The sequence below is a fragment of the Stappia sp. G46H5W genome, assembly GCF_058448995.1.
This window is the reverse complement of the sequence record NZ_JBZFLL010000005.1, coordinates 83,388-108,067: the sequence shown is the minus strand read 5'-3', so window position 1 is coordinate 108,067 and position 24,680 is coordinate 83,388. Positions and strand designations below refer to the sequence as shown.

26 protein-coding genes are annotated in these 24,680 nt (G+C 67.1%); 14 read left to right on the top strand and 12 right to left on the bottom strand.

The annotated features are described in order from the left end of the window. The first annotated feature begins 15 nt into the window (after positions 1–15). The 10 genes from ACVJ6E_RS16100 (at position 16) to ACVJ6E_RS16055 (ending at position 11,571) form a co-directional block, all read left to right on the top strand. A complete protein-coding gene (locus tag ACVJ6E_RS16100; protein ID WP_120269844.1) occupies positions 16–828 on the top strand; it encodes an N-formylglutamate amidohydrolase in 813 nt (270 codons plus the stop codon). Continuing rightward, complete coding sequence (locus ACVJ6E_RS16095; RefSeq protein ID WP_120270194.1) at positions 828–1,424, top strand: TRAP transporter small permease subunit; 597 nt, start codon at positions 828–830, stop codon at positions 1,422–1,424. The genes ACVJ6E_RS16100 and ACVJ6E_RS16095 overlap by 1 nt, the downstream gene beginning before the upstream one ends. After that, on the top strand, positions 1,424–2,746 hold the full coding sequence (locus ACVJ6E_RS16090) for a TRAP transporter large permease (protein WP_120269843.1): 1,323 nt from the start codon (positions 1,424–1,426) through the stop codon (positions 2,744–2,746). The genes ACVJ6E_RS16095 and ACVJ6E_RS16090 overlap by 1 nt, the downstream gene beginning before the upstream one ends. Positions 2,747–2,882: 136 nt before the next feature. Next, the gene (locus ACVJ6E_RS16085; RefSeq protein WP_120269842.1) at positions 2,883–3,932 is read left to right on the top strand and encodes a TRAP transporter substrate-binding protein; all 1,050 of its coding nucleotides are present in this window, start codon (positions 2,883–2,885) and stop codon (positions 3,930–3,932) included. A gap of 93 nt (positions 3,933–4,025) precedes the next feature. Then, positions 4,026–5,393 (top strand): glutamine synthetase family protein, encoded by a 1,368-nt coding sequence (locus ACVJ6E_RS16080; protein ID WP_120269841.1) that lies wholly within the window; start codon positions 4,026–4,028, stop codon positions 5,391–5,393. A 96-nt stretch (positions 5,394–5,489) separates the two neighbouring features. Continuing rightward, positions 5,490–6,878: an aldehyde dehydrogenase family protein gene (locus ACVJ6E_RS16075; RefSeq protein WP_120270193.1), complete on the top strand. Its 1,389-nt coding sequence runs from the start codon at positions 5,490–5,492 to the stop codon at positions 6,876–6,878. 51 nt (positions 6,879–6,929) lie between these two features. Then, positions 6,930–8,093, top strand: a complete 1,164-nt coding sequence (locus ACVJ6E_RS16070) for an iron-containing alcohol dehydrogenase (protein WP_067224850.1) — start codon at positions 6,930–6,932, stop codon at positions 8,091–8,093. 168 nt (positions 8,094–8,261) lie between these two features. Continuing rightward, entirely contained in the window at positions 8,262–9,092 is an 831-nt protein-coding gene (gene trpA, locus ACVJ6E_RS16065; RefSeq protein ID WP_067224626.1) for a tryptophan synthase subunit alpha, read from the top strand. 55 nt (positions 9,093–9,147) lie between these two features. Next, complete coding sequence (accD, locus tag ACVJ6E_RS16060) at positions 9,148–10,140, top strand: acetyl-CoA carboxylase, carboxyltransferase subunit beta (RefSeq protein WP_120269840.1); 993 nt, start codon at positions 9,148–9,150, stop codon at positions 10,138–10,140. Between the two features lie 120 nt (positions 10,141–10,260). Next, positions 10,261–11,571: a bifunctional folylpolyglutamate synthase/dihydrofolate synthase gene (locus ACVJ6E_RS16055; protein WP_120269839.1), complete on the top strand. Its 1,311-nt coding sequence runs from the start codon at positions 10,261–10,263 to the stop codon at positions 11,569–11,571. 9 nt (positions 11,572–11,580) lie between these two features. Here ACVJ6E_RS16055 and ACVJ6E_RS16050 read toward each other — a convergent pair whose 3' ends face one another. Beyond that, complete coding sequence (locus tag ACVJ6E_RS16050; RefSeq protein ID WP_208986700.1) at positions 11,581–12,195, bottom strand: TetR/AcrR family transcriptional regulator; 615 nt, start codon at positions 12,193–12,195, stop codon at positions 11,581–11,583. Positions 12,196–12,316: 121 nt separating this feature from the next. Between ACVJ6E_RS16050 and ACVJ6E_RS16045 the strand changes: the two genes are divergently transcribed. After that, positions 12,317–12,844 carry a DUF417 family protein gene (locus tag ACVJ6E_RS16045; protein WP_120269838.1) on the top strand — a complete coding sequence of 176 codons (528 nt, stop codon included), beginning with the start codon at positions 12,317–12,319 and terminating at the stop codon, positions 12,842–12,844. Between the two features lie 3 nt (positions 12,845–12,847). Next, positions 12,848–13,117 (top strand): glutaredoxin 3, encoded by a 270-nt coding sequence (gene grxC, locus ACVJ6E_RS16040; protein WP_120269837.1) that lies wholly within the window; start codon positions 12,848–12,850, stop codon positions 13,115–13,117. Between the two features lie 41 nt (positions 13,118–13,158). Here the strand turns inward: grxC and coaA are convergent, their stop codons facing one another. From coaA to hisB, 7 genes are all read right to left on the bottom strand, one after another. After that, a complete protein-coding gene (gene coaA, locus ACVJ6E_RS16035) occupies positions 13,159–14,133 on the bottom strand; it encodes a type I pantothenate kinase (RefSeq protein WP_208996800.1) in 975 nt (324 codons plus the stop codon). 98 nt (positions 14,134–14,231) lie between these two features. Further along, a complete protein-coding gene (locus ACVJ6E_RS16030; RefSeq protein ID WP_120269836.1) occupies positions 14,232–14,555 on the bottom strand; it encodes a phosphoribosyl-ATP diphosphatase in 324 nt (107 codons plus the stop codon). Between the two features lie 75 nt (positions 14,556–14,630). Then, positions 14,631–15,410 (bottom strand): imidazole glycerol phosphate synthase subunit HisF, encoded by a 780-nt coding sequence (gene hisF, locus ACVJ6E_RS16025; protein WP_120269835.1) that lies wholly within the window; start codon positions 15,408–15,410, stop codon positions 14,631–14,633. A gap of 99 nt (positions 15,411–15,509) precedes the next feature. After that, complete coding sequence (gene hisA / locus ACVJ6E_RS16020) at positions 15,510–16,241, bottom strand: 1-(5-phosphoribosyl)-5-[(5-phosphoribosylamino)methylideneamino]imidazole-4-carboxamide isomerase (RefSeq protein WP_067338592.1); 732 nt, start codon at positions 16,239–16,241, stop codon at positions 15,510–15,512. A gap of 31 nt (positions 16,242–16,272) precedes the next feature. Then, positions 16,273–16,923, bottom strand: a complete 651-nt coding sequence (gene hisH / locus ACVJ6E_RS16015; protein ID WP_120269834.1) for an imidazole glycerol phosphate synthase subunit HisH — start codon at positions 16,921–16,923, stop codon at positions 16,273–16,275. A gap of 64 nt (positions 16,924–16,987) precedes the next feature. Continuing rightward, a complete protein-coding gene (locus ACVJ6E_RS16010) occupies positions 16,988–17,512 on the bottom strand; it encodes a DUF2628 domain-containing protein (RefSeq protein WP_120269833.1) in 525 nt (174 codons plus the stop codon). A gap of 21 nt (positions 17,513–17,533) precedes the next feature. Beyond that, positions 17,534–18,127: an imidazoleglycerol-phosphate dehydratase HisB gene (hisB, locus tag ACVJ6E_RS16005; protein ID WP_120269832.1), complete on the bottom strand. Its 594-nt coding sequence runs from the start codon at positions 18,125–18,127 to the stop codon at positions 17,534–17,536. A 166-nt stretch (positions 18,128–18,293) separates the two neighbouring features. Between hisB and pyrF the strand changes: the two genes are divergently transcribed. Then, entirely contained in the window at positions 18,294–19,043 is a 750-nt protein-coding gene (gene pyrF, locus ACVJ6E_RS16000; protein WP_097174403.1) for an orotidine-5'-phosphate decarboxylase, read from the top strand. A 10-nt stretch (positions 19,044–19,053) separates the two neighbouring features. Here pyrF and ACVJ6E_RS15995 read toward each other — a convergent pair whose 3' ends face one another. From ACVJ6E_RS15995 to ACVJ6E_RS15985, 3 genes are all read right to left on the bottom strand, one after another. Beyond that, positions 19,054–20,244, bottom strand: coding sequence for an aminotransferase class V-fold PLP-dependent enzyme (locus tag ACVJ6E_RS15995; protein WP_120269831.1), 1,191 nt, complete (start codon positions 20,242–20,244; stop codon positions 19,054–19,056). 118 nt (positions 20,245–20,362) lie between these two features. Then, positions 20,363–21,544 (bottom strand): NAD(P)/FAD-dependent oxidoreductase, encoded by a 1,182-nt coding sequence (locus ACVJ6E_RS15990; RefSeq protein ID WP_120269830.1) that lies wholly within the window; start codon positions 21,542–21,544, stop codon positions 20,363–20,365. 77 nt (positions 21,545–21,621) lie between these two features. Next, positions 21,622–22,842, bottom strand: coding sequence for an acyl-CoA dehydrogenase (locus ACVJ6E_RS15985; protein WP_120269829.1), 1,221 nt, complete (start codon positions 22,840–22,842; stop codon positions 21,622–21,624). A 190-nt stretch (positions 22,843–23,032) separates the two neighbouring features. Here ACVJ6E_RS15985 and ACVJ6E_RS15980 point away from each other — a divergent pair, with 190 nt between their 5' ends. Continuing rightward, positions 23,033–23,956 (top strand): LysR substrate-binding domain-containing protein, encoded by a 924-nt coding sequence (locus tag ACVJ6E_RS15980; RefSeq protein WP_120269828.1) that lies wholly within the window; start codon positions 23,033–23,035, stop codon positions 23,954–23,956. A gap of 268 nt (positions 23,957–24,224) precedes the next feature. Here ACVJ6E_RS15980 and ACVJ6E_RS15975 read toward each other — a convergent pair whose 3' ends face one another. Beyond that, positions 24,225–24,596: a septal ring lytic transglycosylase RlpA family protein gene (locus tag ACVJ6E_RS15975; RefSeq protein ID WP_120269827.1), complete on the bottom strand. Its 372-nt coding sequence runs from the start codon at positions 24,594–24,596 to the stop codon at positions 24,225–24,227. Between the last annotated feature and the right edge of the window lie 84 nt (positions 24,597–24,680).

Here is a 24,680-nt window from a genome sequence, read left to right as displayed (position 1 = left end):
GGCTGGGGGACAGGGATGGAGCCGACAGCGGCACGCGACGGCGAGCTATTGCCCGGTGACACGGCGCCGGCGGGCACGGTCGTGGTCGCGGAGAATGCCGGCGGCCGCGGCAAGATCATCCTTCTATGCGACCACGCCTCACGCCGGCTGCCGCCGGAATACGGCGATCTCGGCCTGGACGAGGCGGCGCGGCGCGCCCACATCGCCTGGGATCCCGGTGCGCTCGGCGTCTCGCGGCATCTGTCGCGGCGGTTCGATGCGCCTCTCGTCTATCCCGACCTGTCGCGGCTTGTTCTCGACTGCAACCGCGATATCGCAGCCCACGACCTGATCCCGGCGATCAGCGAGACGACCGAGATCCCCGGCAATCGCGACCTGGGCGCGGCCGAGCGGGCCCGTCGCATCGCCCTTGCCCACACGCCTTTCCATTCCCGTATCGAAACGCTGCTCGACGCGCGCGCGGCCGCCGGCCTCGACAGCATCGTCGTCTCGGTTCACAGCTTCACGCCGCTCTACAAGGGCTTCGACCGCCCCTGGCCCGTCGGCATCCTGTCCAATCGCGACCGCAGGGTCGCCGAGGCGATGCTGGCCGATCTTGCGGCACAGGGCATCGCCGATCTCGGCGACAACGAGCCCTATGCGCCGGGCGACGGGGTCTACTACACGGTCGGCCGCCACGGGGAGGCGCGCGGCCTGCCCTGCGTGATGATCGAGGTGCGCAACGACGAGATCGCGGACGACGCCGGCGAAAGCCTGTGGGCCGACCGTCTCGGCCGCGCGCTCGATGCCGCGCTGGCGCAGCTCGCGGCGGAAGGGAGGTCCGGATGATGACCTCCCTGATGCGCGGCTATGTGAGGGTCGTTGACGCGATCAACTACCGCCTTGGGCGGGTGGTGATGTACGGCCTCTTCGTCATGGTCGCCGTGCTGTTGTGGTCGTCGATCTCCAAGACCTTCTTCCTGCCGTCCCTGTGGACGCTGGAGGTCGCCCAGTTCGCGATGGTCGCCTACTACATTCTCGGCGGGCCCTATTCGATCCAGCTCGGCTCGAACGTGCGCATGGACCTCTTTTATGCCGGCTGGTCGGTGAAGAAGAAGGCCTGGTTCGACGCGTTCACGGTGCTGGTTCTGATCTTCTATCTTGGCGTCCTGCTTTATGGCGGCGTCGGTTCGACCGCCTATTCTCTGGGCCATTTCGGCACTGAACCCTTCGTCTTCCTGAAGGATCTGGCCGTCGCCTTCATCACCGGCGGCCCTGACGCTGCGGCCGAGGTGATCGGCCATGTCGAGCGCAGCCCGACCGCCTGGCGGCCGGTGATCTGGCCGATCAAGGCGATCATGTGCCTGGGCTTCCTCTTGATGCTGCTGCAGGCCGTCTCCGAGCTCATCAAGGACATCGCGCGCATCCGCGGAGAGGAAATCTGATGTCCTATGAGATGATCGCGCTGCTGATGTTCTCGTCGATGATGCTGATGCTGCTGACCGGTCAGCGCGTTTTCGGTGCCATCGGCGGCGTGGCGGCCGTCGCGGCGCTGGCGCTGTGGGGCACCGGCGGGTCCGACATTCCCTTCGCCTCGGCCATGAAGCTGATGAAGTGGTACCCGCTTCTCACCCTGCCGATGTTCATCTTCATGGGCTATGTCCTGTCGGAATCGAAGATCGCCGACGACCTCTACAAGATGTTCCATGTGTGGATGGGGCCGGTCTCCGGCGGTCTCGCCATCGGCACGATCGGCCTGATGGTGCTGGTCTCGGCTATGAACGGCCTGTCCGTCGCCGGCATGGCCATCGGCGCCACCATCGCCCTGCCCGAGCTGCTGCGCCGCGGCTACGACAAGCGCATGGTCACCGGCGTCATCCAGGCCGGGTCCTCGCTCGGCATTCTGGTGCCGCCGTCGGTGGTGCTGGTGCTGTACGCAATGATTGCGCGTCAGCCGGTCGGCCAGCTCTGGCTCGCCGGCGTGGTGCCGGGTCTGATGATGGCGACGATGTTCGTCGTCTACATCTATGTCCGCTGCCGCATCACGCCCTCGCTCGGCCCGGTCCTGCCGGTGGACGAGCGCAACGTTTCGGGTGCCGAAAAGATGCGCCTGCTCGGCGCCGGCATCCTGCCGCTGGTGATCTTCGCGGCGATGATGGTGCCCTTCGTCAACGGCTGGACCTCGCTGGTCGAGAGCTCCGCGATCGGCGCCATGACCGCGTTCGTCGCCGCCGTGCTCAAGCGCCGGATGACCTGGAAGGTGTTCGAGACCTGCCTGCGCCAGACGCTCGCGATCTCCTGCATGTTCATGTGGATCATTCTTGCCGCGCTCGGCTTCGGCGCCGTGTTCGACGGTCTCGGTGCGGTCAAGGCGATCGAGACCCTCTTCACCGAAAGGCTCGGCCTGTCGCCCTGGATGATCCTGATCCTGATGCAGGTGTCCTTCCTGGTGATGGGCACCTTCCTCGACGACACGGCGATGCTGGTCATCGTCGCGCCGCTCTACGTGCCGCTGGTCGCCGCGCTCGGCTTCGACCTCGTGTGGTACGGCGTGCTCTACACGGTCACCACCCAGATCGCCTACATGACCCCGCCCTTCGGCTACAATCTGTTCCTGATGCGGGCGATGGCGCCTCCGGAAATCACCATGCGGGACATCTACGGCTCGATTGCGCCCTTCGTGCTGGTCATGATCCTCGCATTGGCATTGATAATGGTCTTCCCGCAGATCGCCCTGTGGCTGCCCGACTACATCTACGGCCGCTGATCCGGAAGATCAGACGAGATCCCTCACCACCGCAACACAAGGAGCTTCGCCACCGGACACCGAACGCCGCGCCACCACAACAATCAGAAAGGGCGCGCTCTTGCATCTCTTCAACGAATCCAAAGGGGAATGAGACATGACCAACAGACGCGACTTTCTGAAGAAGGCAGGCCTTGGCACCGTCGCCGCTGCCGGCGCCTCGACGCTGGCCGCTCCTGCCGTGCTCGGCCAGGCGCCGATCAAGTGGCGGTTGCAGACCTATGCGGGCGCCGCGCTCGCCGAGCACGTGATCAAGCCGCATATCGACGCCTTCAACAAAGCGGCCAACGGCCAGATGGAGATCGAGCTGTTCTTCGCCGATCAGCTGGTGCCGACGGGCGAGCTGTTCCGCGCCATGCAGCGCGGCACGATCGACGCGGTGCAGTCGGATGACGATTCCATGGCCTCGCCGACGGAAGTGACCGTGTTCGGCGGCTACTTCCCCTTCGCCAGCCGCTATTCGCTGGATGTGCCGGTGCTGTTCAACCAGTACGGCCTGAAGGAGATCTGGGAAGAGGAATACGCCAAGGTCGGCGTCAAGCACATCTCCGCCGGTGCCTGGGACCCGTGCCACTTCGCCACCAAGGACCCGATCCGCAGCCTTGCCGACCTGAAGGGCAAGCGCGTCTTCACCTTCCCGACCGCGGGCCGCTTCCTGGCCCAGTTCGGCGTGGTGCCGGTGACGCTGCCCTGGGAGGATATCGAGGTCGCGGTGCAGACCGGCGAACTCGACGGCGTCGCCTGGTCGGGCATCACCGAGGACTACACGGTCGGCTGGGCCGACGTGACCAACTACTTCCTGACCAACAACATCTCCGGCGCCTGGGCCGGCTCGTTCTTTGCCAACATGGACAAGTGGAATGAGCTGCCCGACCATCTCAAGACCATGCTGCAGCTGGCCATGGATGCGTCCCACTACTATCGCCAGTGGTGGTACTGGGGCGGCGAGGCGAGCCTTCGCGTCAACGGCACCAAGATGGAGCTGACCTCCATTCCGGACGCCGAGTGGGCCACCGTCGAGGAGGCCGCCGTGAAGTTCTGGGACGAGATCGCTGCCGAGTCCGAGATCAAGGCGAAGGTCGTGGAGATCTTCAAGAAGTACAATTCCGACATGCAGAAGGCCGGGCGGCCCTACCGCTACACCTGATGCCGGCGGGCCGGGGCGGCGTTCGTCGCCCCGGCCTCCCTTTCCCGACCGCGCCCGCGCTTTCGCCCCGCTTAACCGAAAATGATGGTTCCAATGGCTGGCAATCTTTCTTTCGACGCTCTCAAGGCCGCCGTCGCCGACGGCGCCATCGACACGGTGCTGGTCTGCGCCGTCGACATGCAGGGCCGCCTGATGGGCAAGCGCTTCCATGCGCGCAACTTCATCGAGCACTCCTTCGAGGAGACCCATTGCTGCAACTACCTGCTGGCGACGGACCTCGAGATGTACACGGTCGAAGGCTATGCATCGACCAGCTGGGCCGGCGGCTACGGCGACTATGTGATGAAGCCGGACCTGTCGACCCTGCGCCCCGTGCCTTGGCTGGACGGCACGGCGATGGTGCTGTGCGATGTTCTCGACCATCATCACCACGAGGCGGTGCCGCATTCGCCGCGCGCCCTGCTCAAGGGCCAGATCGCCCGTCTCGATGCCATGGGCCTCGAGGCCAAGATGGCGACGGAGCTGGAGTTCTTCCTGTTCGAGAAGAGCTTCGACGATATCCGCCGCTCGGGCTTCCGCGATCTGGAACCGATCTCGGCCTATAACGAGGACTACCACATCCTCCAGACCACCAAGGAAGAGGAGGTGATGCGCCCGATCCGCAATCACCTTTATGCCGCGGGCATTCCGGTGGAGAATTCCAAGGGTGAGGCCGAGGCCGGCCAGGAGGAGCTGAACATCCGCTATGCGGATCCGCTCGGCTGCGCCGATCACCACACCATCGCCAAGCATGCCACCAAGGAGATCGCCTGGCAGCATGGCCGCGCGGTGACCTTCATGCCGAAATGGCATCATGCCCGCGTCGGTTCCTCGTCCCATGTGCATCAGTCGCTGTGGAAGAAGGACGGCTCCAGCGCCTTTTTCGATCCGGATGCGCAGCACGGCATGTCCCAGCTGATGCACCACTACATGGCGGGCCTGATCCGCTACGCTTCGGATTACACCTGGTTCCTGGCGCCCTATGTGAACAGCTACAAGCGCTTCCAGAAGGGCACCTTCGCGCCGACCAAGACCGCATGGTCGGTCGACAACCGCACCGCCGGCTTCCGGCTGTGCGGCGAGGGCACGAAGGGCGTACGCGTCGAATGCCGCATCGGCGGCTCGGACCTCAACCCGTATCTGGCCCTTGCCGCGCAGCTTGCGGCCGGCATTCGGGGCATCGAGGAGAAGCTGGAGCTGGAGGCGCCGGTGACTGGCGATCTCTATCAGTCGCGGAGGCTGAAGGAGATCCCGCGCACCCTGCGCGCGGCGACCGAGACCCTGCGCAAGTCGAAGATGCTGCGCGAGGCCTTCGGCGATGCGGTGATCGACCATTACGTCCGCGCGGCGGAATGGGAGCAGGAAGAATTCGACCGCGTGGTCACCGACTACGAGCTGGCCCGCGGCTTCGAGCGCAGTTGAGGATTTCGGCCCGCCGCAGCGGGCCGGATCCACTTGGAATATCTTGCAAACATGCAGAGGCAGGCCGCCAGCGCGGACCTGCCCGAAAGGTGTGACATGTCCGACGTGATCAAGCTGATTTCCCCGGTTGACGGCTCCGTCTATGCCGAGCGTCCCGTGGCGAGTGCTGCCGAGATCGACCAGGCTGTGGCCGAGGCCCGCGCCGCGCAGGCCGCCTGGGCGGCCACCCCGCTGTCCGAGCGCTGCTCGGCTGTGCTGGCCGCCGTTGCCGCGCTCGAGGCGATGAACGACGAGATCGTGCCCGAGCTGGCCTGGCAGATGGGCCGGCCGGTGCGCTATGGCGGCGAGAAGGGCGGCACGCGCGAGCGCACCGACTACATGGTCAAGATCGCCGAGGAGTCGCTCCGGGCCCGCCACCACACGGACCGTCCGGGCTTCACCCGCTACGTGCGGCCGGAGCCGCTCGGCATCGTCATGGTCATCGCGCCGTGGAACTACCCGTTTATGACCGCGATCAACACCATCGTCCCGGCGCTGATCGCCGGCAACGTGGTGATCCTCAAGCACGCGGCGCAGACGCTGCTGGTCGGCGAGCGGCTCGACAAGGCGTTCAAGGCGGCGGGCCTGCCCAAGGGCGTCTTCCGCAACATCGTGCTGAACCACGGCCAGACCGAGGCGCTGCTCGGTTCGGGCCGCATCGACCATATCAACTTCACCGGCTCGGTCGCCGGCGGCCGCGCCATCGAGAAGGCGGCAGCCGGAACCTTCGCCACGCTCGGCCTGGAGCTCGGCGGCAAGGACCCGGCCTATGTCCGCGAGGACGCCGACGTCGCCTTCGCGGTCGAGAATCTGGCCGATGGCGCCTTCTACAATTCCGGCCAGTGCTGCTGCGGCATCGAGCGCGTCTATGTGCACGAGAAGCACTATGACGCGGTGGTCGAGGGTCTGGCGGCAGCAGCCTCCGCCTACACGCTCGGCAATCCGCTCGACGAGGCGACGACGCTCGGCCCGATGGCGCAGGCGCGCTTTGCCGCCCATGTGCGAGAGCAGACCGCCGAGGCGCTGCGCAAGGGCGCCAAGGCTCTAGTCGACCGCGCGCGCTTCCCGCAGGACAAGGAAGGCACGCCCTACCTGATGCCGCAGGTGCTGGTCGACGTCGATCACCAGATGTCGGTGATGCGCGAGGAGAGCTTCGGCCCGGTTGTCGGCGTGATGAAGGTGCGCTCCGACGAGGAGGCCATCGCGCTGATGAACGACAGCCCCTACGGCCTGACCGCCTCGATCTGGACCGCCGACGAGGAAGCTGCCATCGCCATCGGCGACCGCGTTGAGACCGGTACGATCTTCATGAACCGCTGCGACTATCTCGACCCGGCGCTGGTGTGGACCGGCGTCAAGGACACCGGCAAGGGCGCGGCCCTGTCGGAAATCGGATACCTGTCGCTGACGCGGCCGAAGTCCTTCCACCTGCGCGCCCGCTCGTAACGGCGCGCAGCCATCTCCGCTTCGCATTCCTTCCTGTCAGGATCTGAGGACATGACCACCACCCCGTCCGCCAACTGGAACTATCCGACCTCCGTGCGCTTCGGCGCCGGGCGCATCAAGGAGCTCGGCAAATGTGCCGCCCTGCTCGGCATGAAGCGGCCGCTCCTCGTCACGGACCCGGGCCTCGCCCGCCTGCCGATGACCGCGAACGCACTGGAACTGCTGCGCCAGGCCGGCCTGGAGCCGGACATCTTCAGCGACATCAAGCCGAACCCGACCGCGTCCAACGTCGAGGCGGGCGTTGCCGCCTACCGGGCCGGCGGTCATGACGGCGTCATCGCCTTCGGCGGCGGCTCCGGTCTCGATGCGGGCAAGGTCATCGCCTTCATGGCCGGCCAGACCCGGCCGATGTGGGATTTCGAGGATATCGGCGACTGGTGGACCCGCGCCGATCCGGACGGCATCGCGCCGATCCTCGCCGTGCCGACCACCGCCGGCACCGGTTCCGAGGTCGGGCGCGCCGGCGTCATCACCAACGAGGAAACACACACCAAGAAGGTCATCTTCCATCCGAAGATGCTGCCCGGTATCGTGATCTGCGATCCCGAGCTGACCGTGGGCATGCCGCGCTACTTCACCGTCGGCACCGGGATGGACGCCCTCGCCCACTGCCTGGAGGCCTATTCCTCAACCTTCTACCACCCGATGGGCGACGGCATCGCGGTCGAGGGCATGCGTCTCGTCTTCGAGAACCTGAAGCGCGTCGCCGAAACGCCGGACGATCTCGTGGCGCGCGGCCACATGATGTCGGCCGCCGCCATGGGCGCGGTCGCCTTCCAGAAGGGCCTCGGCGCCATCCATGCGCTGTCCCATCCGGTCGGCGCCCTCTACGACACCCATCACGGCATGACCAACGCGGTCTTCATGCCCTATGTGCTCGACTTCAACCGCTCGGCCATCGCCACCAAGATCGATCGGCTCGCCGGTTATCTCGGTATCTCCGGCGGCTTCGACGGCTTCCTGCAAGCGGTGCTCGACCTGCGCACTGCGCTCGATGTGCCGCATACGCTGGACGGTCTGAAGGTCGACGGCGCCAAGGCCGCTAAGATCGCCGAAATGGCCATCGTCGATCCGACCGCCGGCGGCAATCCGATCGAGCTGACCCTCGAGGGCGCGGCCGAGATCTTCGACGCGGCACTCACCGGCCGCCTCTGAGGCAGGCGTCGGCGGTCGCCGACGCTTCGCCAATTGACAGGGGGGTACTCCGCCCCCTACATCCCCACTGGCTTTCGCGGGCAGGAATGGCCTGCGAAAGCCGCGAGCGGCCGGCCTCGACGGCAGGCCGGCGCCGGCAGGACAGATGACAGGGTGGGACCGGGCAAGATGAGTGACACGCGGATCGACCGCCGCTTCGCGGCATTGCAGGCGGCGAACCGTCCGGCGCTGGTGACCTTCGTTACCGCCGGCGATCCGGACCTTGCCACCTCCCAGGCGATCCTCGATGCGCTGCCGGCCGCGGGCGCCGACGTCATCGAGCTCGGCATGCCCTTCTCCGATCCCATGGCCGAAGGCATTCCCGTGCAGCTCGCCAACCAGCGCGCGCTGGCTGCCGGGCAGACCATGGACAAGACGCTGGACATGGTGCGCGCCTTCCGCCGCCACGACCAGGACACGCCCATCGTGCTGATGGGCTACTACAATCCGATCTACGTGCGTGATCCCGCCGTTTTCGTCAAAACGGCGGTCGAGGCAGGCGTCGACGGGCTGATCATCGTCGATATCCCGCCGGAGGCCGACGACGAGCTCTGCCTGCCGGCCATGGCCGCCGGCCTCAATTTCATCCGCCTGACCACGCCGACGACTGACGACAAGCGGCTGCCGGCCGTTCTCGCCAACACGTCGGGTTTCGTTTATTACGTATCGGTGACCGGCATCACCGGTGCCACCATCGCCAACCGCGATCGAGTGACCGAGGCGGTCCGCCGCATCAAGCGCCATACCGCGCTGCCCGTGGCGGTCGGCTTCGGCGTCAAGACGGCGGAGGATGCCGAGGTGATCGGCCGCGACGCCGATGGCGTCGTCGTCGGATCGGTGCTGGTGGAAGCGGTGCGCACGAGCCTCGACGGCGAGGGCCGGGCGACGGATGCGACGGTCGAGGCTGTGGCCTCGGTGGTGCGTTCGCTCGCCGAGGGTGTTGCCCGGGCCCGCGGCTGAGCCGCATCGGCCGCATGACGGCCGGGAACATGCAAGACAACGGACGGTATCTGCCTTGAACTGGATCAACAACGTCGTTCGCCCGAAGATTCGTGGCCTGCTGCAGAAGCGGGACGTGCCGGAGAACCTCTGGATCAAGTGCCCCGAGACCGGCGAGATGGTCTTCCATCGCGATCTCGAGGCGAACCAGTGGGTGGTGCCGAATTCCGGCCACCACATGCGGATTTCCGGCACCCGGCGGCTCGAGCTGTTTTTCGACGGCGGCACCTTCGAGAAGGTGAAGACCCCCGAGGTCGTGGCCGACCCGCTGAAGTTCCGTGACGAGAAGCGTTATACCGACCGTCTGCGCGATGCGCGGGCCAAGACCGGTCTCGACGACGCCGTGACGGTTGCGACCGGCAAGCTGCGCGGCATGGACATGACCGCCGCCGTGCAGGACTTCGCCTTCATGGGCGGCTCGCTGGGCATGGCCGCCGGCGAAGCGGTGCTGACCGGCATGCAGACGGCCGTTGCGCGCAAGACGCCCTTCGTGCTCTTTGTCGCCTCGGGCGGCGCGCGCATGCAGGAAGGCATCCTGTCCTTGATGCAGATGCCGCGCACCACGGTCGGCGTGCAGATGCTGCGCGATGCGGGCCTGCCCTACATCGTCGTCTTCACCAACCCGACGACCGGCGGCGTGACCGCGTCCTACGCGATGCTGGGCGACGTGCACATGGCCGAGCCGGGCGCGCTGATCGGCTTTGCCGGTCCCCGCGTCATCGAGCAGACCATCCGCGAGAAGCTCCCCGAGGGCTTCCAGCGCTCCGAGTACCTGCTCGACCACGGCATGGTCGACATGGTCGTGCATCGCCACAAGCTGCCGGAGACCATCGCCCGCGTCTGCTCGATCCTGATGAAGGCCGAGGTCAGCCTGCCGGACGAGGAAGAGCTGATGACGCCGCCGCGCGAAGCCGACGAGGCCAAGGTCTCGGCGGAACTCGCCCAGGGCCGGGAGACCTCTGCGGTCGCCGACAGCGGCAGCCGCGAGGCCGACGGCGAGAGCCGCTGACGGAGCTGTCGCAGGCGCGACACGGGCGGACGCAGCAACGCTTGCCGCGTCCGCGCATGATCCCGTAACCATGATGGCTGCTGCAGCCGCGGACCTTCCCGCGGCAGGACGGGCAGGACAATGGACCAGGTAACAGCGATCCTCGACCGACTTCTGGCGCTGCACCCGCGCGAGATCGACCTGTCGCTCGGCCGCATGGAGCGTCTGCTCGATGCGCTGGGGCGGCCGCAGGACCGTCTGCCGCCGCTCGTCCACATTGCCGGCACCAACGGCAAGGGCTCTACCACCGCCTTCATGCGGGCGATCCTGGAGGCCGCGGGCCTCAAGGTCCATGTCTACACCTCCCCGCATCTGGTGTCCTTCAACGAGCGCATCCGCCTTGCCGGCCGCATCGTTTCCGACGCGCGGCTGATCGAGGCGCTGGACACCTGCGAGCAGGCCAATGCGGGTGCGGAGATAACCTTCTTCGAGGTCACCACTGCCGCAGCCCTGCTGCTCTTTGCCGAGGAGCCGGCGGATGTGCTGCTGCTCGAGGTCGGCCTTGGCGGCCGGCTCGATGCCACCAACGTCGTCGACGCACCGCTCGCGGCCACCATCACGCCGCTGTCGATGGACCACGAGCGCTATCTCGGCGAGACGCTGGCCGACATCGCGGCGGAAAAGGCCGGCATCCTCAAGCGCGGCTGCCCGGCGGTGATCGCACCACAGCCGGACGAGGCGCTTGAGGTGATCTCGCGCATCGCCGCGCGACTGGGCGCGCCGCTTCAGGTTTTCGGGCAGGATTTCACTGCCTTCGAGGAAAACGGCCGTCTCGTCTACCAGGACGAGGAAGGTCTGATGGACCTGCCGCTGCCGCGCCTGTTCGGCCGGCACCAGATCGTCAACGCGGCGATGGCCATCGCCTCGCTGCGCGCTGCCGGGCGCCTGCCGGCGCCGGAGGCCATCGAGGCCGGGCTCCTGGCCGTCGACTGGCCGGGCCGCATGCAGCCGCTGACGGAAGGGCCGCTGCTCGATCTCTGCCCGCCGGGCAGCGAGCTCTGGCTCGACGGCGGCCATAATCCCGGTGCCGGGATCACCATTGCAGAGGTGATGGCGGAGCAGGAGGAGCGCCGCCCGCGGCCGCTCTATCTCATCTCCGGCATGCTCAAGACCAAGGATCCGGTCGGCTTCTTCAGCCCCTTCGCAGGGCTGGCGCGCGAGGTCGCCTGCGTGCCGCTGACCACCACCGATGCCGGCCGCGATCCCGCCTGTCTTGCCGGCTCCGCGCGCGAGGCCGGCCTTGCGGCCGATGCCCATGCCTCGCTTGTCGACGCGCTCGCCCATGTGCGCGAGCAGGCCGCCGGGGACGACGTGCCGCCGCGCATCCTGATCTGCGGCTCGCTCTATCTCGCCGGAGAGGTCCTGGCCCGCAACGGCATGAAGCCGGTCTAGGGTTTCCGGCTAGTTCCCGGATCCTGCGGTCGCCAACCGGGCAAGGTTGGCCATCGCCGCGTCGCGCGCGCCTTCCATCCGCTCGCGCCCCGCTCCGCTGCGCGCCATGACCCGCAGTCCCACATAGACCGACAGCAGCATCGTCGCCGTCGACTGGATCTCCGGCGGCGCAAGCTGCGGTGCGAGTGCCGCGACCGCCTCCGCAAGTGCCCGTTCCAGCTTGTCGAAGCCGCGCGACACCATCGCCTGTGTTTCGGCGTCCTCGCTCGCCTTGTCTGCCGAGGCGTTGCAGAGAAAGCAGCCGCGCCGGTCTCCCTGGCTCCAGGCCGCATCGATCGGGACGGAGAGGAAGGCCGAGACTCCCTCCATCGGCGCGACCGCCCGCAGATCGTCTGCCGCGCCATCGACAACCAAGGCTTCGTAGCGGGCAATTGCCTTCAGATACATGGCGTGCTTGTCGCCGAAAGCGGCGTAGAGGCTGCCCTTTCGCAGGTCGGTTGCCTGCATGATGTCGCGCAGGGATGTCCCTTCGTAACCATGCTCCCAGAACAGCGACATGATCTTCAGCAGGATTTCGTCCTCGTCGAACTCCCGGGGTCTGCCCATCGCGGTGGTGTCGCGCATTCGTGATTTCCTGTTTGTTGACCGATTGGTCACAAAGTCACATGTTCACCGCAGCTGACCCGCGCCGAAGTTTCGCGGCCACAAAATGACCTATCGGTCAAAAATAGAAAGGAACGACGAGATGTCCAATAGCACTTTATCCCATGAGACGGTTCCCGGCGCTGCCGGAGCGGGCGAAACGATCGGCCGCATCGGTCATGCCGGACTTCGGGTCTCCCTGGTGTTGGTCCTCGGCTGGATCGGCGCGATGAAGTTCACTGCCTACGAAGCGGGTGCCATCCAGGGGCTGGTGTCGTCGAGCCCCTTCATCAACTGGCTGAACGGCATTCTCGGTGTCCAGGGCGTGTCGAACCTGATCGGAACGATCGAGATTCTGACCGCGTTGGCGCTGGTTCTCGGCATCTGGTCCGCCCGCATCGGCGCGCTTGGGGCCCTGATGGCTGCCTCAACCTTCGCGCTGACGTTGACTTTCCTGTTCAGCGCGCCCGGCTGGGAGCCGAGCCTTGGCGGCTTTCCCGCCCTGTCGGTCGTGCCGGGCCAGTTTCTGCTGAAGGACGCGGTCTTGCTCGCCGGCGCCCTGGTTCTGCTGGGTGAAGCGCTGCAGCGTCTTGCCCGGACAGGTGCGGCCGATCCGCTTGCGAGGACCTGATCCATGGCCGATATCACGATCTATACCAAGAGTTACTGCCCCTATTGCCGGGCCGCCAAGGCCCTGCTTCGGGAACAAGGCGCTCGTTTCAAGGAAATCGAGATCTCCGACGAGGAGGCTCTGCGCCGTGAGATGATCGCCCGGTCCGGACGCCACACCGTGCCGCAGATCTTCATAGGCCGGCGACATGTCGGCGGTCATGACGACCTCGTCGCGCTGCATCGCCGCGGCGGCCTGAAGCCCCTGCTCCTGCAGGCGCAGGCGGCGGGCTGAGCAAGGTTCCGGAGCGGCCCTTTGCCGGGCGGCTCCGGCCCCTAGAGCTTGCGCAGCCGCACCTCGTTGATCGCGTGGGTATCGGCCTTGCGCAGGATCAGGTCGGCGCGCGGTCGCGTCGGCAGGATGTTTTCCCGCAGGTTCACGAGGTTGATCTCGTTCCACAGGCCTTCGGCGATGGCCAGTGCCTCGTCGTCGCCCACCTTGGAATACTTGTTGAAGTAGGAGCCGGGATCGCGGAAGGCGGTCTCGCGCAGCCGCATGAAGCGCGACACGTACCACTCGTGCAGCACGTCCTCCTCCGCGTCGATATAGATCGAGAAGTCGAAGAAGTCGGAAACGAAGGGCACTTCCTTGCCGTCGCGCGGCAGGTTGGTCGTCTGCAGGACGTTCAGCCCCTCGAGGATCAGGATGTCCGGCCGGTCGACCGTGACGAACTGCCCTGGCATCACGTCGTAGTAGAAGTGGGAATAGACCGGTGCGCGCACATGCCGCCGCCCCGCCTTCAGATCCGACAGGAACTTCAGCAGCGTCGCGCGGTCGTAGCTTTCTGGAAAGCCCTTGCGCCGCATCAGGCCTTCCGCTTCCAAGACCGCGTTGGGATAGAGAAAGCCGTCGGTGGTGACGAGATCGACCTTCGGGCTTGCCGGCCAGCGGGCCAGCAGCGCCTGCAACAGGCGCGCCGTCGTCGACTTGCCGACCGCGACCGAGCCGGCGATGCCGATGACGAAGGGGTTCTTGACGTCGTTTCGACCGAGAAAGCGCGAGGTGGCGCGGTGCAGCTGCTGGGTCGCCTCCACGTAATAGGCAAGCAGCCGAGACAGCGGCAGCAGGATCGATTCCACCTGGCCGATGGAGACAGGGTCGTTGAGCGACTGCAGGCGCCGGACCTCCGTCGCCGTCAGCGTCATCGGGGTGTCGGCCCTGAGCTTTGCCCATTCTGCCTCGGTAAAGACCCGGTAGGGCGACAGATCGTCCTCAGTGAACCTGTTGAGGCTGTGTTCCATGGCGACCATGCAATCCTCGATCCCGCCGGATGTCCGGCCGTTCGCTCGGGAGGCCCGGGGATGATCCCGCGGGTCGCGCCGGGCAGTCCGTCGCAAGGCCCGTCCCGTCAGTCGGGCTTCCGCGACGCCTTCTCCTCCAGGCCCGTCTGCGCCGTGCGGCGCTCCAGTTCTGCCATCACGTCGGCCAGCGGCACGTCGCGCGCCTTGAGCAGCACCAGGAGGTGGTAGAGCAGGTCGGCGGCCTCGCCGGTCAGCTCGCGCGCATCGCCTGCCACGGCCGCGATCGCCGTTTCCACCGCCTCCTCGCCCACCTTCTGGGCGATCTTCGCCGTGCCCTTGCCCATCAGCTTGCGGGTGTAGGAGCTCTCGTCCTCGCTCCGGGCACGCGCCGCGATGATGCGGTCAAGGTCGGTCAGTGTGAAGCCGGTCATTGGTCGGACGTCTCCTGCGGCCCTGCGCCGCCCGGCTGGGGCTTTGCATGCGGGCCGGTGTGGCGGGCCAGGGTATCAGGCCGCGTCGAGCCGCATGGGGATGCCGGCCCGGGCCATGTGTTCCTTGGCCTCGCGGATCGTGTGGGTTCCGAAATGGAAGATCGAAGCGGCGAGCACCGCCGTCGCATGTCCGTCTCGCACGCCTTCGACCAGATGGTCGAGCGTGCCGACGCCGCCGGACGCGATCACCGGCACCGGCACCGCATCGGCGATGGCGCGGGTCAGCGCCAGGTTGAAGCCTGTCCGGGTGCCGTCGCGGTCCATCGAGGTGACCAGCAGCTCGCCGGCGCCCAGCTCCACCGCCTTGCGGGCGAACTCGACGGCGTCGATGCCGGTCGGCTCGCGCCCGCCATGGGTAAAGATCTCGAAGCGCTCAGCCTCTCCGGGCGCGTTGACCTGCTTGGCGTCGATGGACACGACAATGCACTGGGCGCCGAACTTTTCGGCCGCCTCGCGGATGAAATCGGGGTTCTTCACCGCCGCGGTGTTGATCGACACCTTGTCGGCGCCGGCCACCAGCAGCTTGCGGATGTCCTCGACCCGGCGCACGCCGCCGCCCACGGTCAGCGGCATGAAACAGGCCTCCGCCGTCCGCCGCACCACGTCGAAGATCGTGTCGCGGTTCTCGTGACTTGCGGTGATGTCGAGGAAACAGAGCTCGTCCGCGCCGGCCGCATCATAGGCCTTCGCGGCCTCCACCGGATCGCCGGCATCGACCAGATTGACGAAGTTCACGCCCTTGACGACGCGGCCGTCCTTGACGTCCAGACAGGGAATGACACGTGCTTTCAGCATGTTAGGCGATTACCCGACGTATTTCGCGGTCGCAGCATACAGCTCCCGTACCGCCCTGCAAAGCCGGGAAAGCTTGCAAGGGTGTCGGGATCCGGCGGCTTACCCAGCGGCAAGGACCTTGAGGGCTTCGGTGGGATCGAGACGGCCGTCATAGAGCGCCCGGCCCGAGATCGCGCCTTCCAGCACCGCGCAATCGGGTGCGGCGAGGCGCTTCACGTCCTCGATGGAGGCAAGACCGCCCGAGGCGATCACCGGGATCGAGGTCGCGCCGGCCAACTCCAGCGTGCCGTCCCAGTTGATGCCGGCGAGCACGCCGTCGCGGTCGATGTCGGTATAGATGATCGCGGCAACGCCCGCGTCCTCGAAGCGGCGGGCGAGCTCGATGGCCGACAGTTCGGACGTCTCCGCCCAGCCCTCGACCGCCACCTTGCCGCCGCGTGCGTCGATGCCGACGGCAACCCGGCCCGGGAAGGCCTTGCAGGCGGCCTTGACGAGATCGGGATCGCGCACCGCCACCGTGCCGAGGATCACTCGGGCGATACCCTTGGCGAGCCAGGCTTCCACATGGGCAAGGGTGCGGATGCCGCCGCCCAGCTGCACCGGATTGGTCGTCGCCTTCAGGATCGCGTCGACCGCATCACCGTTGCGACTCTCGCCGGCGAAGGCGCCGTCGAGGTCGACCACATGGAGGTAGCTGAAGCCCTGCGTCTGGAAGCTGAGGGCCTGTGCGGCCGGGTCGTCGTTGAAGACAGTGGCCTGCGCCATGTCGCCGAGCTTCAGGCGGACGCACTGGCCGCCCTTCAGGTCGATGGCGGGAAACAGGATGGGCATGGGTGGCGTTCCGTGTCGTGATGGCGGCCGCTTACGGCGCCCACTCGATGAAATTGGCGATCAGCGCAAGGCCGAGCCGCTGGCTCTTTTCCGGGTGGAACTGGGTGCCCACCATCGTGTCGCGCCCGACGATCGCGGTGATCGACCCGCCGTAGTCGGCGGTTGCGATGACATGCGCCGGGTCCGCCGCCTGCAAGTGGAAGGAATGGACGAAATAGGCGTGGAGGCCCTTCTCGCCCGTCTCGATTCCGGCGAGCAGCGGATGATCGGCGAGCTTGCGCACCGTGTTCCAGCCCATATGCGGGATCTTCAGCTCCGGATCGTCCGGCGTGATCGCGGTGACGTCGCCGGGGATCCAGCCGAAACCCTCGGTCGTCTCGAACTCCAGGCCGCGGCTCGCCATCAGCTGCATGCCGACGCAAATGCCGAGGAACGGGCGCCCCTTTGCCTCCACCGCCTCGACGAGTGCGGCCTCCATCCCGTCGACCGCGCGGATGCCGCGCCGGCAATCGGCAAAGGCGCCGACGCCCGGCAGCACGATCCGGTCGGCGCGCGCGACCACGTCCGGATCGGCGGTCACCCGGATGGTCGCACCGTGGCCATGGGCATGCGCTGCCCGCTCGAAGGCCTTTTCGGCCGAGCGCAGGTTGCCGGAGCCGTAGTCGATGATGGCGATCAGCATGGGGTCGTTCCGTCAGGCAGAAATGCGGGAAAGTCGAAAGATGCGGCGCCGCCTCGGCGGTGGGTCAGCTTCGATGCGGGGCAACGCTCAGGCCCACGACGCGCTCGGCGCCGATCCGCGGTATGGGGTAGCCGGGTCGATGCGGTGGCGGAGCGTCCGGTTGCGGAGCGCTGCCGCCGGCCTGCAGGTCCTGTGCCTGGCGCTGATGGGCGGCGAGCCGTGCGAAGAAGCGGCGCTCCGCCTCTTCGCGCCCCTGCGCCTCGACGACGGTGACGAAGCGCCAGCCGCGCCGCTCCAGCGTCCAGCGCCACAACCCGCGCGCCTCGAAGGCGAAGAGGATCGACAGCCCCGCCATGGCGATGCCGGGCATCGGTCCGCCGATGAACCGCGATGCGAGCTCCAGGGCGAGGCCGGCAACCAGATAAACGAGCAAAACCAGCCAGAGCCGCTTCACCAGCAGCCAGGGGAGGGTGAAGAGCAGCGCCAGCCAGCTGAAGCCGTCGCGGATGAAGACCGTGCGCTGCGCCTCGGCCTCGCCCATCGTCTCGGGCGAGGAACCGGGCGGGATCAGCACCATGTAGATCGCCATCTGTCCCTCCGTCCGGCGGCCTCAGCCGCCGAGCTGGCCCTTGGTCGAGGGCACGCGCCCGGCCTGCCGCGGGTCCGGCTCGATCGCCTTGCGCAGCGACCGCGCCACGGCCTTGAAGCATGTCTCGGCGATGTGGTGGCAGTTGCTGCCCGTCAGGTTGGCGATATGCAGCGTGATGCCGGCGTTCATCGCGAAGGCGCGGAAGAACTCCTCGAAGAGCTCCGTGTCGAAATCGCCGACCTTGTCGCGCGGGAAGGTTACGTCCCAGACGAGAAAGGGGCGGCCCGACACATCGAGGGCGCAGCGGGTAAGCGCCTCGTCCATGGCCAGGTGGCAGTCGGCGTAGCGGGTGATGCCGGTCATGTCGCCGAGCGACTGGCGCAGGGCCTGTCCGAGCGCGATGCCGACATCCTCGGCGGCGTGATGGAAGTCGATATGGGTGTCGCCGCTGGCACGGATCGTCATGTCGATCAGCGAATGCCGGGACAGCTGTTCCAGCATGTGGTCGAGAAAGCCGACTCCGGTCTGCACCGAATAGGCGCCGGTCCCGTCGAGGACGATCTCGACGTCGATGTCGGTTTCCTTCGTCTTGCGCGAGATCTTCGCGGTGCGCATGGGCGAGCCTGTCCTTCTGTGGCCGGCCTGCTGCCGGCTGCGAAGCCTTGTAACAGGACGCTTGCCGCAATGAAATACCTGCGCGCGCGGCGCCGCGATCTGGTCAAGATCGCCCTGCACGGGTAAGACGGAAATTCGACACTTGCAACGTTCCGGAGACCTGCCGATGCAAAGCGCTGCCCTTCCGCTGGACGAGGACCCGTCCCCTTTCGCGCCGGCGAGCGCCCGCGACCGCCTGATTGTCGGCCTTGATGTGCCGACGGTGGAGGAGGCACGCGCCATCGTGCGCGAGACCGCGGGTGCCGTCGGCACCTACAAGATCGGCATGCAGCTGCAGTTCGCCGGCGGCCTGGAACTGGCCGCGGAACTGGCTCGCGATGGCCACAGCATCTTTCTCGACGTCAAGCTTCTCGACATCGACAACACGGTGATGAAGGCGGTGGAGAACATCGCCCGCATGGGCGTGCGCTTCGTCACCATTCACGCCTATCCCAAGGCGATGCGCGCGGCCGTTGCCGGGCTTGCCGCGGCCGGTGGCGATGTCTGCCTGCTCGGTGTTACCGTGCTGACCTCGATGGACGAGGACGATCTGCATGATGCCGGCTATGCCGGTGGCGTCGACGACCTGGTGATCGCCCGCGCGGCGGATGCGCGCGCCGCCAACATGGGCGGTATCGTCTGCTCGCCGCTGGAGGTCGCCTCGCTGCGGAACGTGGTCGGCCCGCGCCTCGTCACCGTGACCCCGGGCATCCGTCCGGCAGGGTCCGAGGCGGGAGACCAGAAGCGCATCATGACACCGGCCGACGCGATCTCGGCCGGCGCCGACTATCTGGTGGTCGCACGCCCGGTGATCATGGCCCCCAACCGCCGCGCCGCGGCGGAGGCCATCGTCGAGGAAATCGGTCGGGCGCTCTAAAATCGGCCTGTCAGCGGGGCTCTCTGAGCCCTGCTGCCAGGCACTCGACTGCGGCCTGAACGCCGCCCGCGCCATGCGGTACGCCGAGCGCCTTCAGCGCCAGCTCCAGCACCCCGAGCGTGCCCAGCACCGTCGGCGCGTTGACATGCCCCATATGGCCGATGCGGATGCCCTGGCCGGCGATCTCGCCGATGGTGCCGCCGATGGTGACGTTGCAGGTCTCCTGGCACCAGCGCCGCAATGCGGCCGGGTCGAGCCCGGGTGTCAGCACCACGGTGACCGAGTTGGAGCGCTGGGCCTCCTCCAGGATGTTGAGCTCCATCGCCCCGCCCTCGGCCCATTTCGTCACGCAGGCGCGCACCGCTGCTGCCAGCAGCGCATGGCGGCGATGGGCGGCGTCCAGCTCTTCCCCCAGCAGCAGGTCGAGAGCCTGGCGGAAGGCGAAGAGCAGGTGCTCCGGCGGCGTGCCGCAATATTTCTGGTAGTGCTCGCTGCCCTGCCGGAACGTCCAGTCCCAGTAGAATGTCTTCAGGTCGGCCGTCTCGTGCGCGGCGAGCGCTCTGGCATTGGCAGCGACAAAGGCGAGGCCCGGCGGGGTCATCAGTCCTTTTTGCGCGCCGGTGACGGTCACGTCGACGCCCCACTCGTCCATCTTGTAGGGCACGCAGCCGAGCGAGGCGATGGTGTCGACCATGAACAGCGCCGGATGGCCTGCCGCATCGATGGCCTTGCGCAGGGCGGCGATGTCGTTGAGCACGCCCGAGGCCGTGTCCACCTGCACCACCAGCACCGCCTTGATCTCATGCGCGGTGTCCGCGGCAAGACGGGCGGTTACCGCCGCCGGATCGACGGCGCGGCGCCAGTCGCCCGGCAGCACCTCGACCTCCAGGCCGGTCATCTTCGCCATCTCACCCCAGCCGCGGGCGAAGCGGCCGGAGTCCAGCACCAGCACCCGGTCGCCGCGCGACAGCGTGTTGGTGACCGCCGCTTCCCAGGCGCCATGTCCGTTAGCAGCGTAAAGGAACGCCTTTCCCGTGGTGCCGAAGACCTTCGGCAGGTCGGCGAGCAGGCTGTCCGTCAGCCCGACCAGCGAGCCGGTGTAGATGTCGATTGCCGGGCGGTGCATGGCCCTGAGCACTTCGTCCGGCACGGTGGTCGGTCCGGGGATCATCAGGAATTCGCGGCCGCTGGCGAGCGTCATGGCAGGCTCCGGAGAGGTTGCGCGGCTGGGCAGCCCGGAATGTGAGGGCGAGCCCGCCGCGCTGGCGGGTGGGATCGATCCTTCCCGGCCGCGCATGACAGGTGCGGCCCGGCGAGGATCAGACCACGTTCTTTTCCAACACCGGGCGCCCTTGTGCAATCCGCTCGTGCGACAGCGCACCAAGATCGAGGCTGCGCCAGGCGCCATGGAGGATCAGTTCGGCAATGCCGCGGCCGACCGCCGGCGACTGCTGCAGCCCATGGCCGGAAAAGCCTGTGGCAAGATAAAGGCCCGGATGGCCGTCGACCGTGCCGAGAATGGCGTTGTGATCGAACAGGTTCATGTCGTAGTGGCCTGCCCAGGCCTGCCCCGGCCGGATCGCCTCGAAGGCCGGAACGCGCGTAGCGAGCACCGGCCACAGGTACTCGTCGAAGAAATCGTGCTCGACGTCGAAGTCGCGGGTGTCCGGGTCGCGCTCCTGCGGCGGGGCGGAACCGCACAGGAAGCCGGTGCCTTCGGGCCGCACGTAGCTGCCCGTCGGGTCGATCAGCAACGGACAGCCGGCAACGGTCTCGCGGCAGTCGAAGGTGAAGATCATCCGCTTGCGGCTTTCCACCGGCAGGTCAATGCCGAGCTGGCGGGAAAGGCGGGCAGCCCCTTCTGCCCCGGCGGCATTGACCAGCTTTCCGGCCGAGATGGTGCGGCCGTCCGACAGCTGCAGGCGGAACCCCTCGCCTTCGCGCGCAGCGTCCAGCACCTCGGCCGCCAGATAGGGCACGCCGAGCGCGCGTGCCTTCTTGCGGAAGGCCTGCATCAGGCCGTAGCCGTCGAACCAGCCTTCGCCGGTTCTGCCCCAGCAGCCGGCGGCGATGTCCTCGACATTGAGCCAGGGAAAGCGGGCGAGAAGCTCGTTCGGCTCCAGGAAGGCGATATCCGCGCCCATGCGGGTCTGCAGGGCGTGGTTTTCCTCCAGGATGTGCCGCTTGTCGGCGGTCGCCAGGAACAGGTAGCCGCCTTCGTGCAGATCGATTGCGGGCCGCTCGTCGCCGACGGCCAGCCGGGTGCCGATCTCGCGCAGGAACTCGATGCCGTAGAGCGAGATGGCGATATTGGTCGGCTCGGAGAACTGCTGGCGGATCGAGGCCGCCGACAGTGCCGAGGCGCAGGTCCGATAGGACGGATCCTTCTCGATGACGACGACCCGGCCGGTGAAGTCCGGGTCCATGGCAAGGTGGCAGGCGATGGAGGAACCCATCACCGCACCGCCGACGATCGCGACGTCGAAAGTCTCAGCGCTCACGTCGATGCCCGTCCTGTGGCAAGCGGTTGGCTCTAAAAAGAGGGCGGGAGCCATCGGCCCCCGCCCTTTTGGACTGATCAGAAGAACGCCTGCAGGCCGGTCTGGGCGCGGCCGAGGATCAGCGCATGGACGTCATGCGTGCCCTCGTAGGTGTTCACCGTCTCCAGGTTCTGGGCGTGCCGCATGACGTGGTACTCCTCCTGGATGCCGTTGCCGCCGTGCATGTCGCGGGCCTGGCGGGCGATGTCCAGCGCCTTGCCGCAATTGTTGCGCTTGACGATGGAGATCATCTCCGGCGCGACGCGGCCCTCGTCGAACAGGCGGCCGACGCGCAGGGAGGCCTGCAGGCCGAGCGCGATCTCGGTCTGCATGTCGGCGAGCTTCTTCTGGAAGAGCTGGGTCTGGGCCAGCGGCTTGTTGAACTGCTTGCGCTCCAGGCCGTAGTTGCGGGCCCGGTGCCAGCAATCCTCGGCCGCACCCAGCGCACCCCAGGAAATGCCGTAGCGCGCGCGGTTGAGGCAGCCGAACGGGCCCTTCAGGCCGGCGACGTTCGGCAGCAGCGCGTCCTCGCCGACCTCGACATTGTCCATGACGATCTCGCCGGTGATCGAGGCGCGCAAGGACAGCTTGCCGCCGATCTTCGGTGCGGACAGGCCCTTCATGCCCTTGTCGAGGACGAAGCCGCGGATCGCTCCGTCATGGGCGTCGGACTTGGCCCACACGACGAAGACGTCGGCGATCGGGGCGTTGGAGATCCACATCTTGGAGCCCTTCAGCCGGTAGCCGCCGTCGATCTTCTCGGCGCGGGTGCGCATGCCGGCCGGATCGGAACCGGCATCCGGCTCGGTCAGGCCGAAGCAGCCGACGAATTCGCCGCTGGCGAGCTTCGGCAGGTACTTCTTGCGCTGCTCCTCGCTGCCATAGGCGTAGATCGGGTACATCACCAGCGAGGACTGGACCGAGTTCATCGAGCGGTAGCCGGAGTCGACCCGCTCGATCTCGCGTGCCACCAGGCCGTAAGCGACATAGGAAGCGTTGGCGCAGCCATATTCTTCCGGCAGGGTGATGCCGAGCAGGCCGAGCTCGCCCATCTCGTTGAAGATCTCGCGGTCGGTCTTCTCCTGCGAGTAGGCCTCCAGCACGCGCGGCATCAGCTTGTCCTGCGCATAGGCGCGGGCCGTCTCCATGATCAGGATCTCGTCCTCGTTCAGCTGGTCGCGCAGCAGGAACGGGTCTTCCCAGGCGAAGCGGCCGCCGCCGGTCGGGTCGGACTTGTGAACGGATGCGTGTGCGGTCATGGGTCTGGTCTCCTCCGGTCCGCCTGCGGTCCGTGCCGCCGGCGGAGAGCGTCTTGTCGTCGGGGCCGGCACCGGTTTGCGGCGACCGGACCCCAGGAAAGGGGTGAATGTCAGGGCGCGAGTGTCCGGTCTGTCGCTGCCGGCGAAAAGTGATATGTTGTCCCAAGTTCATGAGCGAATGGAATAGGGTTTGAAACGAGGCTTCGTTCCACATGCCGACAGCCTGATCGCATTCGAGTGCGCGGCGCGGCACGGCAGCTTCACCCGCGCGGCGGAGGAGCTGCATCTCACCCAGGGTGCGGTCTCCAAGCAGGTGCGCCATCTGGAGACCCGGCTGGGCGTCGAGCTGTTCAAGCGCGTGCGCCAGCGCATCGTACTGACCGATGCCGGCCGGCTTTATCTCCACGACGTGCGCGGCGCGCTGGAAAGCCTGACCGCCGCCACGCGGCAGGTCATGTCCTTTGCCGGCAACGAGGACGTGCTGAACCTCGCCACCTTGCCCTCCTTCGGCACCCGCTGGCTGGCACCGCGCCTTGCCGGTTTCATCGCGGCTCACCCTACCGCCAGCCTCAACGTGACGGTGCGGCTGCGGCCCTTCGACTTCGCCAAGGAGCCGTTCGACGTGGCGATCCATTACGGCGATCCGGTCTGGGCGGGGGCGGTCGCCGAACCGCTGTTCCGCGAGGACGTGATTGCGGTCGCCTCGCCGGCCTTCCGGGCGCGCCATCGCATCCGCCGGCCGCAGGACCTTGCCCCGCTCCTTCGCCTGCACCAGTCGACGCGTCCGCTCGCCTGGCGGCAGTGGTTCGAATGCGCCGGAGTGGAAACGGAGCTTGCCTTCCAGGGGCCGCGCTTCGAACAGTTCGTGATGATGGCGGAAGCCGCCGCCAACGATCTCGGCGCAGCGCTCGTTCCGCGCTTCTTCGTTGCCGAGGAGCTGGCGTCCGGGCGGCTGGTCCAGCTGTTCGACACGGTGTTGCGGCTGCCGTCCGCCTATCACCTCGTCTACCCGGAAGACCGCTCGTTGCGGCCCGTTGCCGCCCGCTTCCGCGACTGGTTGATGGGGGAGGTCGCCGCCGCCGGCGGCGGCGACAGGCCGGTGCTGCCGGGCTGAAGAGCCGGTGCGCGTCAGGCGGTGCGCCGGCCCATGTCGTTTGCCATGAGGCGCGCAAAGCCTGCGGATGTCGGGGCTACGAGGAAGCCACTACGCCAAATTTCGTATTTGCATAGTGCGCGAATCCTGTTGGTATCAGGCTGTCTTCGTCAAGGAGATGCGGCGGTCCTGGCCGTGGGGTTCCCCCCTCCCTCCTCACGGTCAGGACCATTTTTCCTGCCGCTTCGGACCAGCTCTTCCACGCTTTGCCGGACTGTACCGCGCGGCCTTAGCCGCAGGACGCCTCGGCTCGCCCGGCGACCGTCACGCGCACCCGCGTCACCCCCTTGTTGATGAACTTCAGCTCGCGCGCCGCGCGCCGCGAAACGTCGATCACCCGACCGCGCACGAAGGGCCCGCGGTCGACGATGGTCAGGGTCACCTTGCGGCCGTTCGACAGGTTCTCCACCTGCACCCGGGTGCCGAAGGGCAGCTTGCGATGGGCCGCCGTCAGGGCTTCCGGGTTGGCGCGCGTGCCGCTGGCGGTTCGTCCTGTCAGCTCGTACCAGGAGGCCCGGCCGCATTCGGCGACCGCCGGCGAGGCACCCAGACCGGCGCAGGCGAGCGCGACTAGAAGATGGGTCCGAGGCTTGCGAATCATTTCCGGCGGTCCATATTTCAACCTTGAAGTTTTTACGGGGGCTCAAGGCCTCCAGACAGTTTTTCAACGAGTATGTTCGGCAAT

Excerpts from the sequence above, each read along its gene's own strand:
- ACVJ6E_RS16100 (WP_120269844.1), top strand. The coding sequence starts at position 16 with ATGGAGCCGACAGCGGCACGCGACGGCGAGCTATTGCCCGGTGACACG.
- ACVJ6E_RS16095 (WP_120270194.1), top strand. The coding sequence starts at position 828 with ATGACCTCCCTGATGCGCGGCTATGTGAGGGTCGTTGACGCGATCAAC.
- ACVJ6E_RS16090 (WP_120269843.1), top strand. The coding sequence starts at position 1,424 with ATGTCCTATGAGATGATCGCGCTGCTGATGTTCTCGTCGATGATGCTG.
- ACVJ6E_RS16085 (WP_120269842.1), top strand. The coding sequence starts at position 2,883 with ATGACCAACAGACGCGACTTTCTGAAGAAGGCAGGCCTTGGCACCGTC.
- ACVJ6E_RS16080 (WP_120269841.1), top strand. The coding sequence starts at position 4,026 with ATGGCTGGCAATCTTTCTTTCGACGCTCTCAAGGCCGCCGTCGCCGAC.
- ACVJ6E_RS16075 (WP_120270193.1), top strand. The coding sequence starts at position 5,490 with ATGTCCGACGTGATCAAGCTGATTTCCCCGGTTGACGGCTCCGTCTAT.
- ACVJ6E_RS16070 (WP_067224850.1), top strand. The coding sequence starts at position 6,930 with ATGACCACCACCCCGTCCGCCAACTGGAACTATCCGACCTCCGTGCGC.
- trpA (WP_067224626.1), top strand. The coding sequence starts at position 8,262 with ATGAGTGACACGCGGATCGACCGCCGCTTCGCGGCATTGCAGGCGGCG.
- ACVJ6E_RS16055 (WP_120269839.1), top strand. The coding sequence starts at position 10,261 with ATGGACCAGGTAACAGCGATCCTCGACCGACTTCTGGCGCTGCACCCG.
- ACVJ6E_RS16050 (WP_208986700.1), bottom strand. The coding sequence starts at position 12,195 with ATGCGCGACACCACCGCGATGGGCAGACCCCGGGAGTTCGACGAGGAC.
- ACVJ6E_RS16045 (WP_120269838.1), top strand. The coding sequence starts at position 12,317 with ATGTCCAATAGCACTTTATCCCATGAGACGGTTCCCGGCGCTGCCGGA.
- grxC (WP_120269837.1), top strand. The coding sequence starts at position 12,848 with ATGGCCGATATCACGATCTATACCAAGAGTTACTGCCCCTATTGCCGG.
- coaA (WP_208996800.1), bottom strand. The coding sequence starts at position 14,133 with ATGGTCGCCATGGAACACAGCCTCAACAGGTTCACTGAGGACGATCTG.
- ACVJ6E_RS16030 (WP_120269836.1), bottom strand. The coding sequence starts at position 14,555 with ATGACCGGCTTCACACTGACCGACCTTGACCGCATCATCGCGGCGCGT.
- hisF (WP_120269835.1), bottom strand. The coding sequence starts at position 15,410 with ATGCTGAAAGCACGTGTCATTCCCTGTCTGGACGTCAAGGACGGCCGC.
- hisA (WP_067338592.1), bottom strand. The coding sequence starts at position 16,241 with ATGCCCATCCTGTTTCCCGCCATCGACCTGAAGGGCGGCCAGTGCGTC.
- hisH (WP_120269834.1), bottom strand. The coding sequence starts at position 16,923 with ATGCTGATCGCCATCATCGACTACGGCTCCGGCAACCTGCGCTCGGCC.
- ACVJ6E_RS16010 (WP_120269833.1), bottom strand. The coding sequence starts at position 17,512 with ATGGCGATCTACATGGTGCTGATCCCGCCCGGTTCCTCGCCCGAGACG.
- hisB (WP_120269832.1), bottom strand. The coding sequence starts at position 18,127 with ATGCGCACCGCGAAGATCTCGCGCAAGACGAAGGAAACCGACATCGAC.
- pyrF (WP_097174403.1), top strand. The coding sequence starts at position 18,294 with ATGCAAAGCGCTGCCCTTCCGCTGGACGAGGACCCGTCCCCTTTCGCG.
- ACVJ6E_RS15995 (WP_120269831.1), bottom strand. The coding sequence starts at position 20,244 with ATGACGCTCGCCAGCGGCCGCGAATTCCTGATGATCCCCGGACCGACC.
- ACVJ6E_RS15985 (WP_120269829.1), bottom strand. The coding sequence starts at position 22,842 with ATGACCGCACACGCATCCGTTCACAAGTCCGACCCGACCGGCGGCGGC.
- ACVJ6E_RS15975 (WP_120269827.1), bottom strand. The coding sequence starts at position 24,596 with ATGATTCGCAAGCCTCGGACCCATCTTCTAGTCGCGCTCGCCTGCGCC.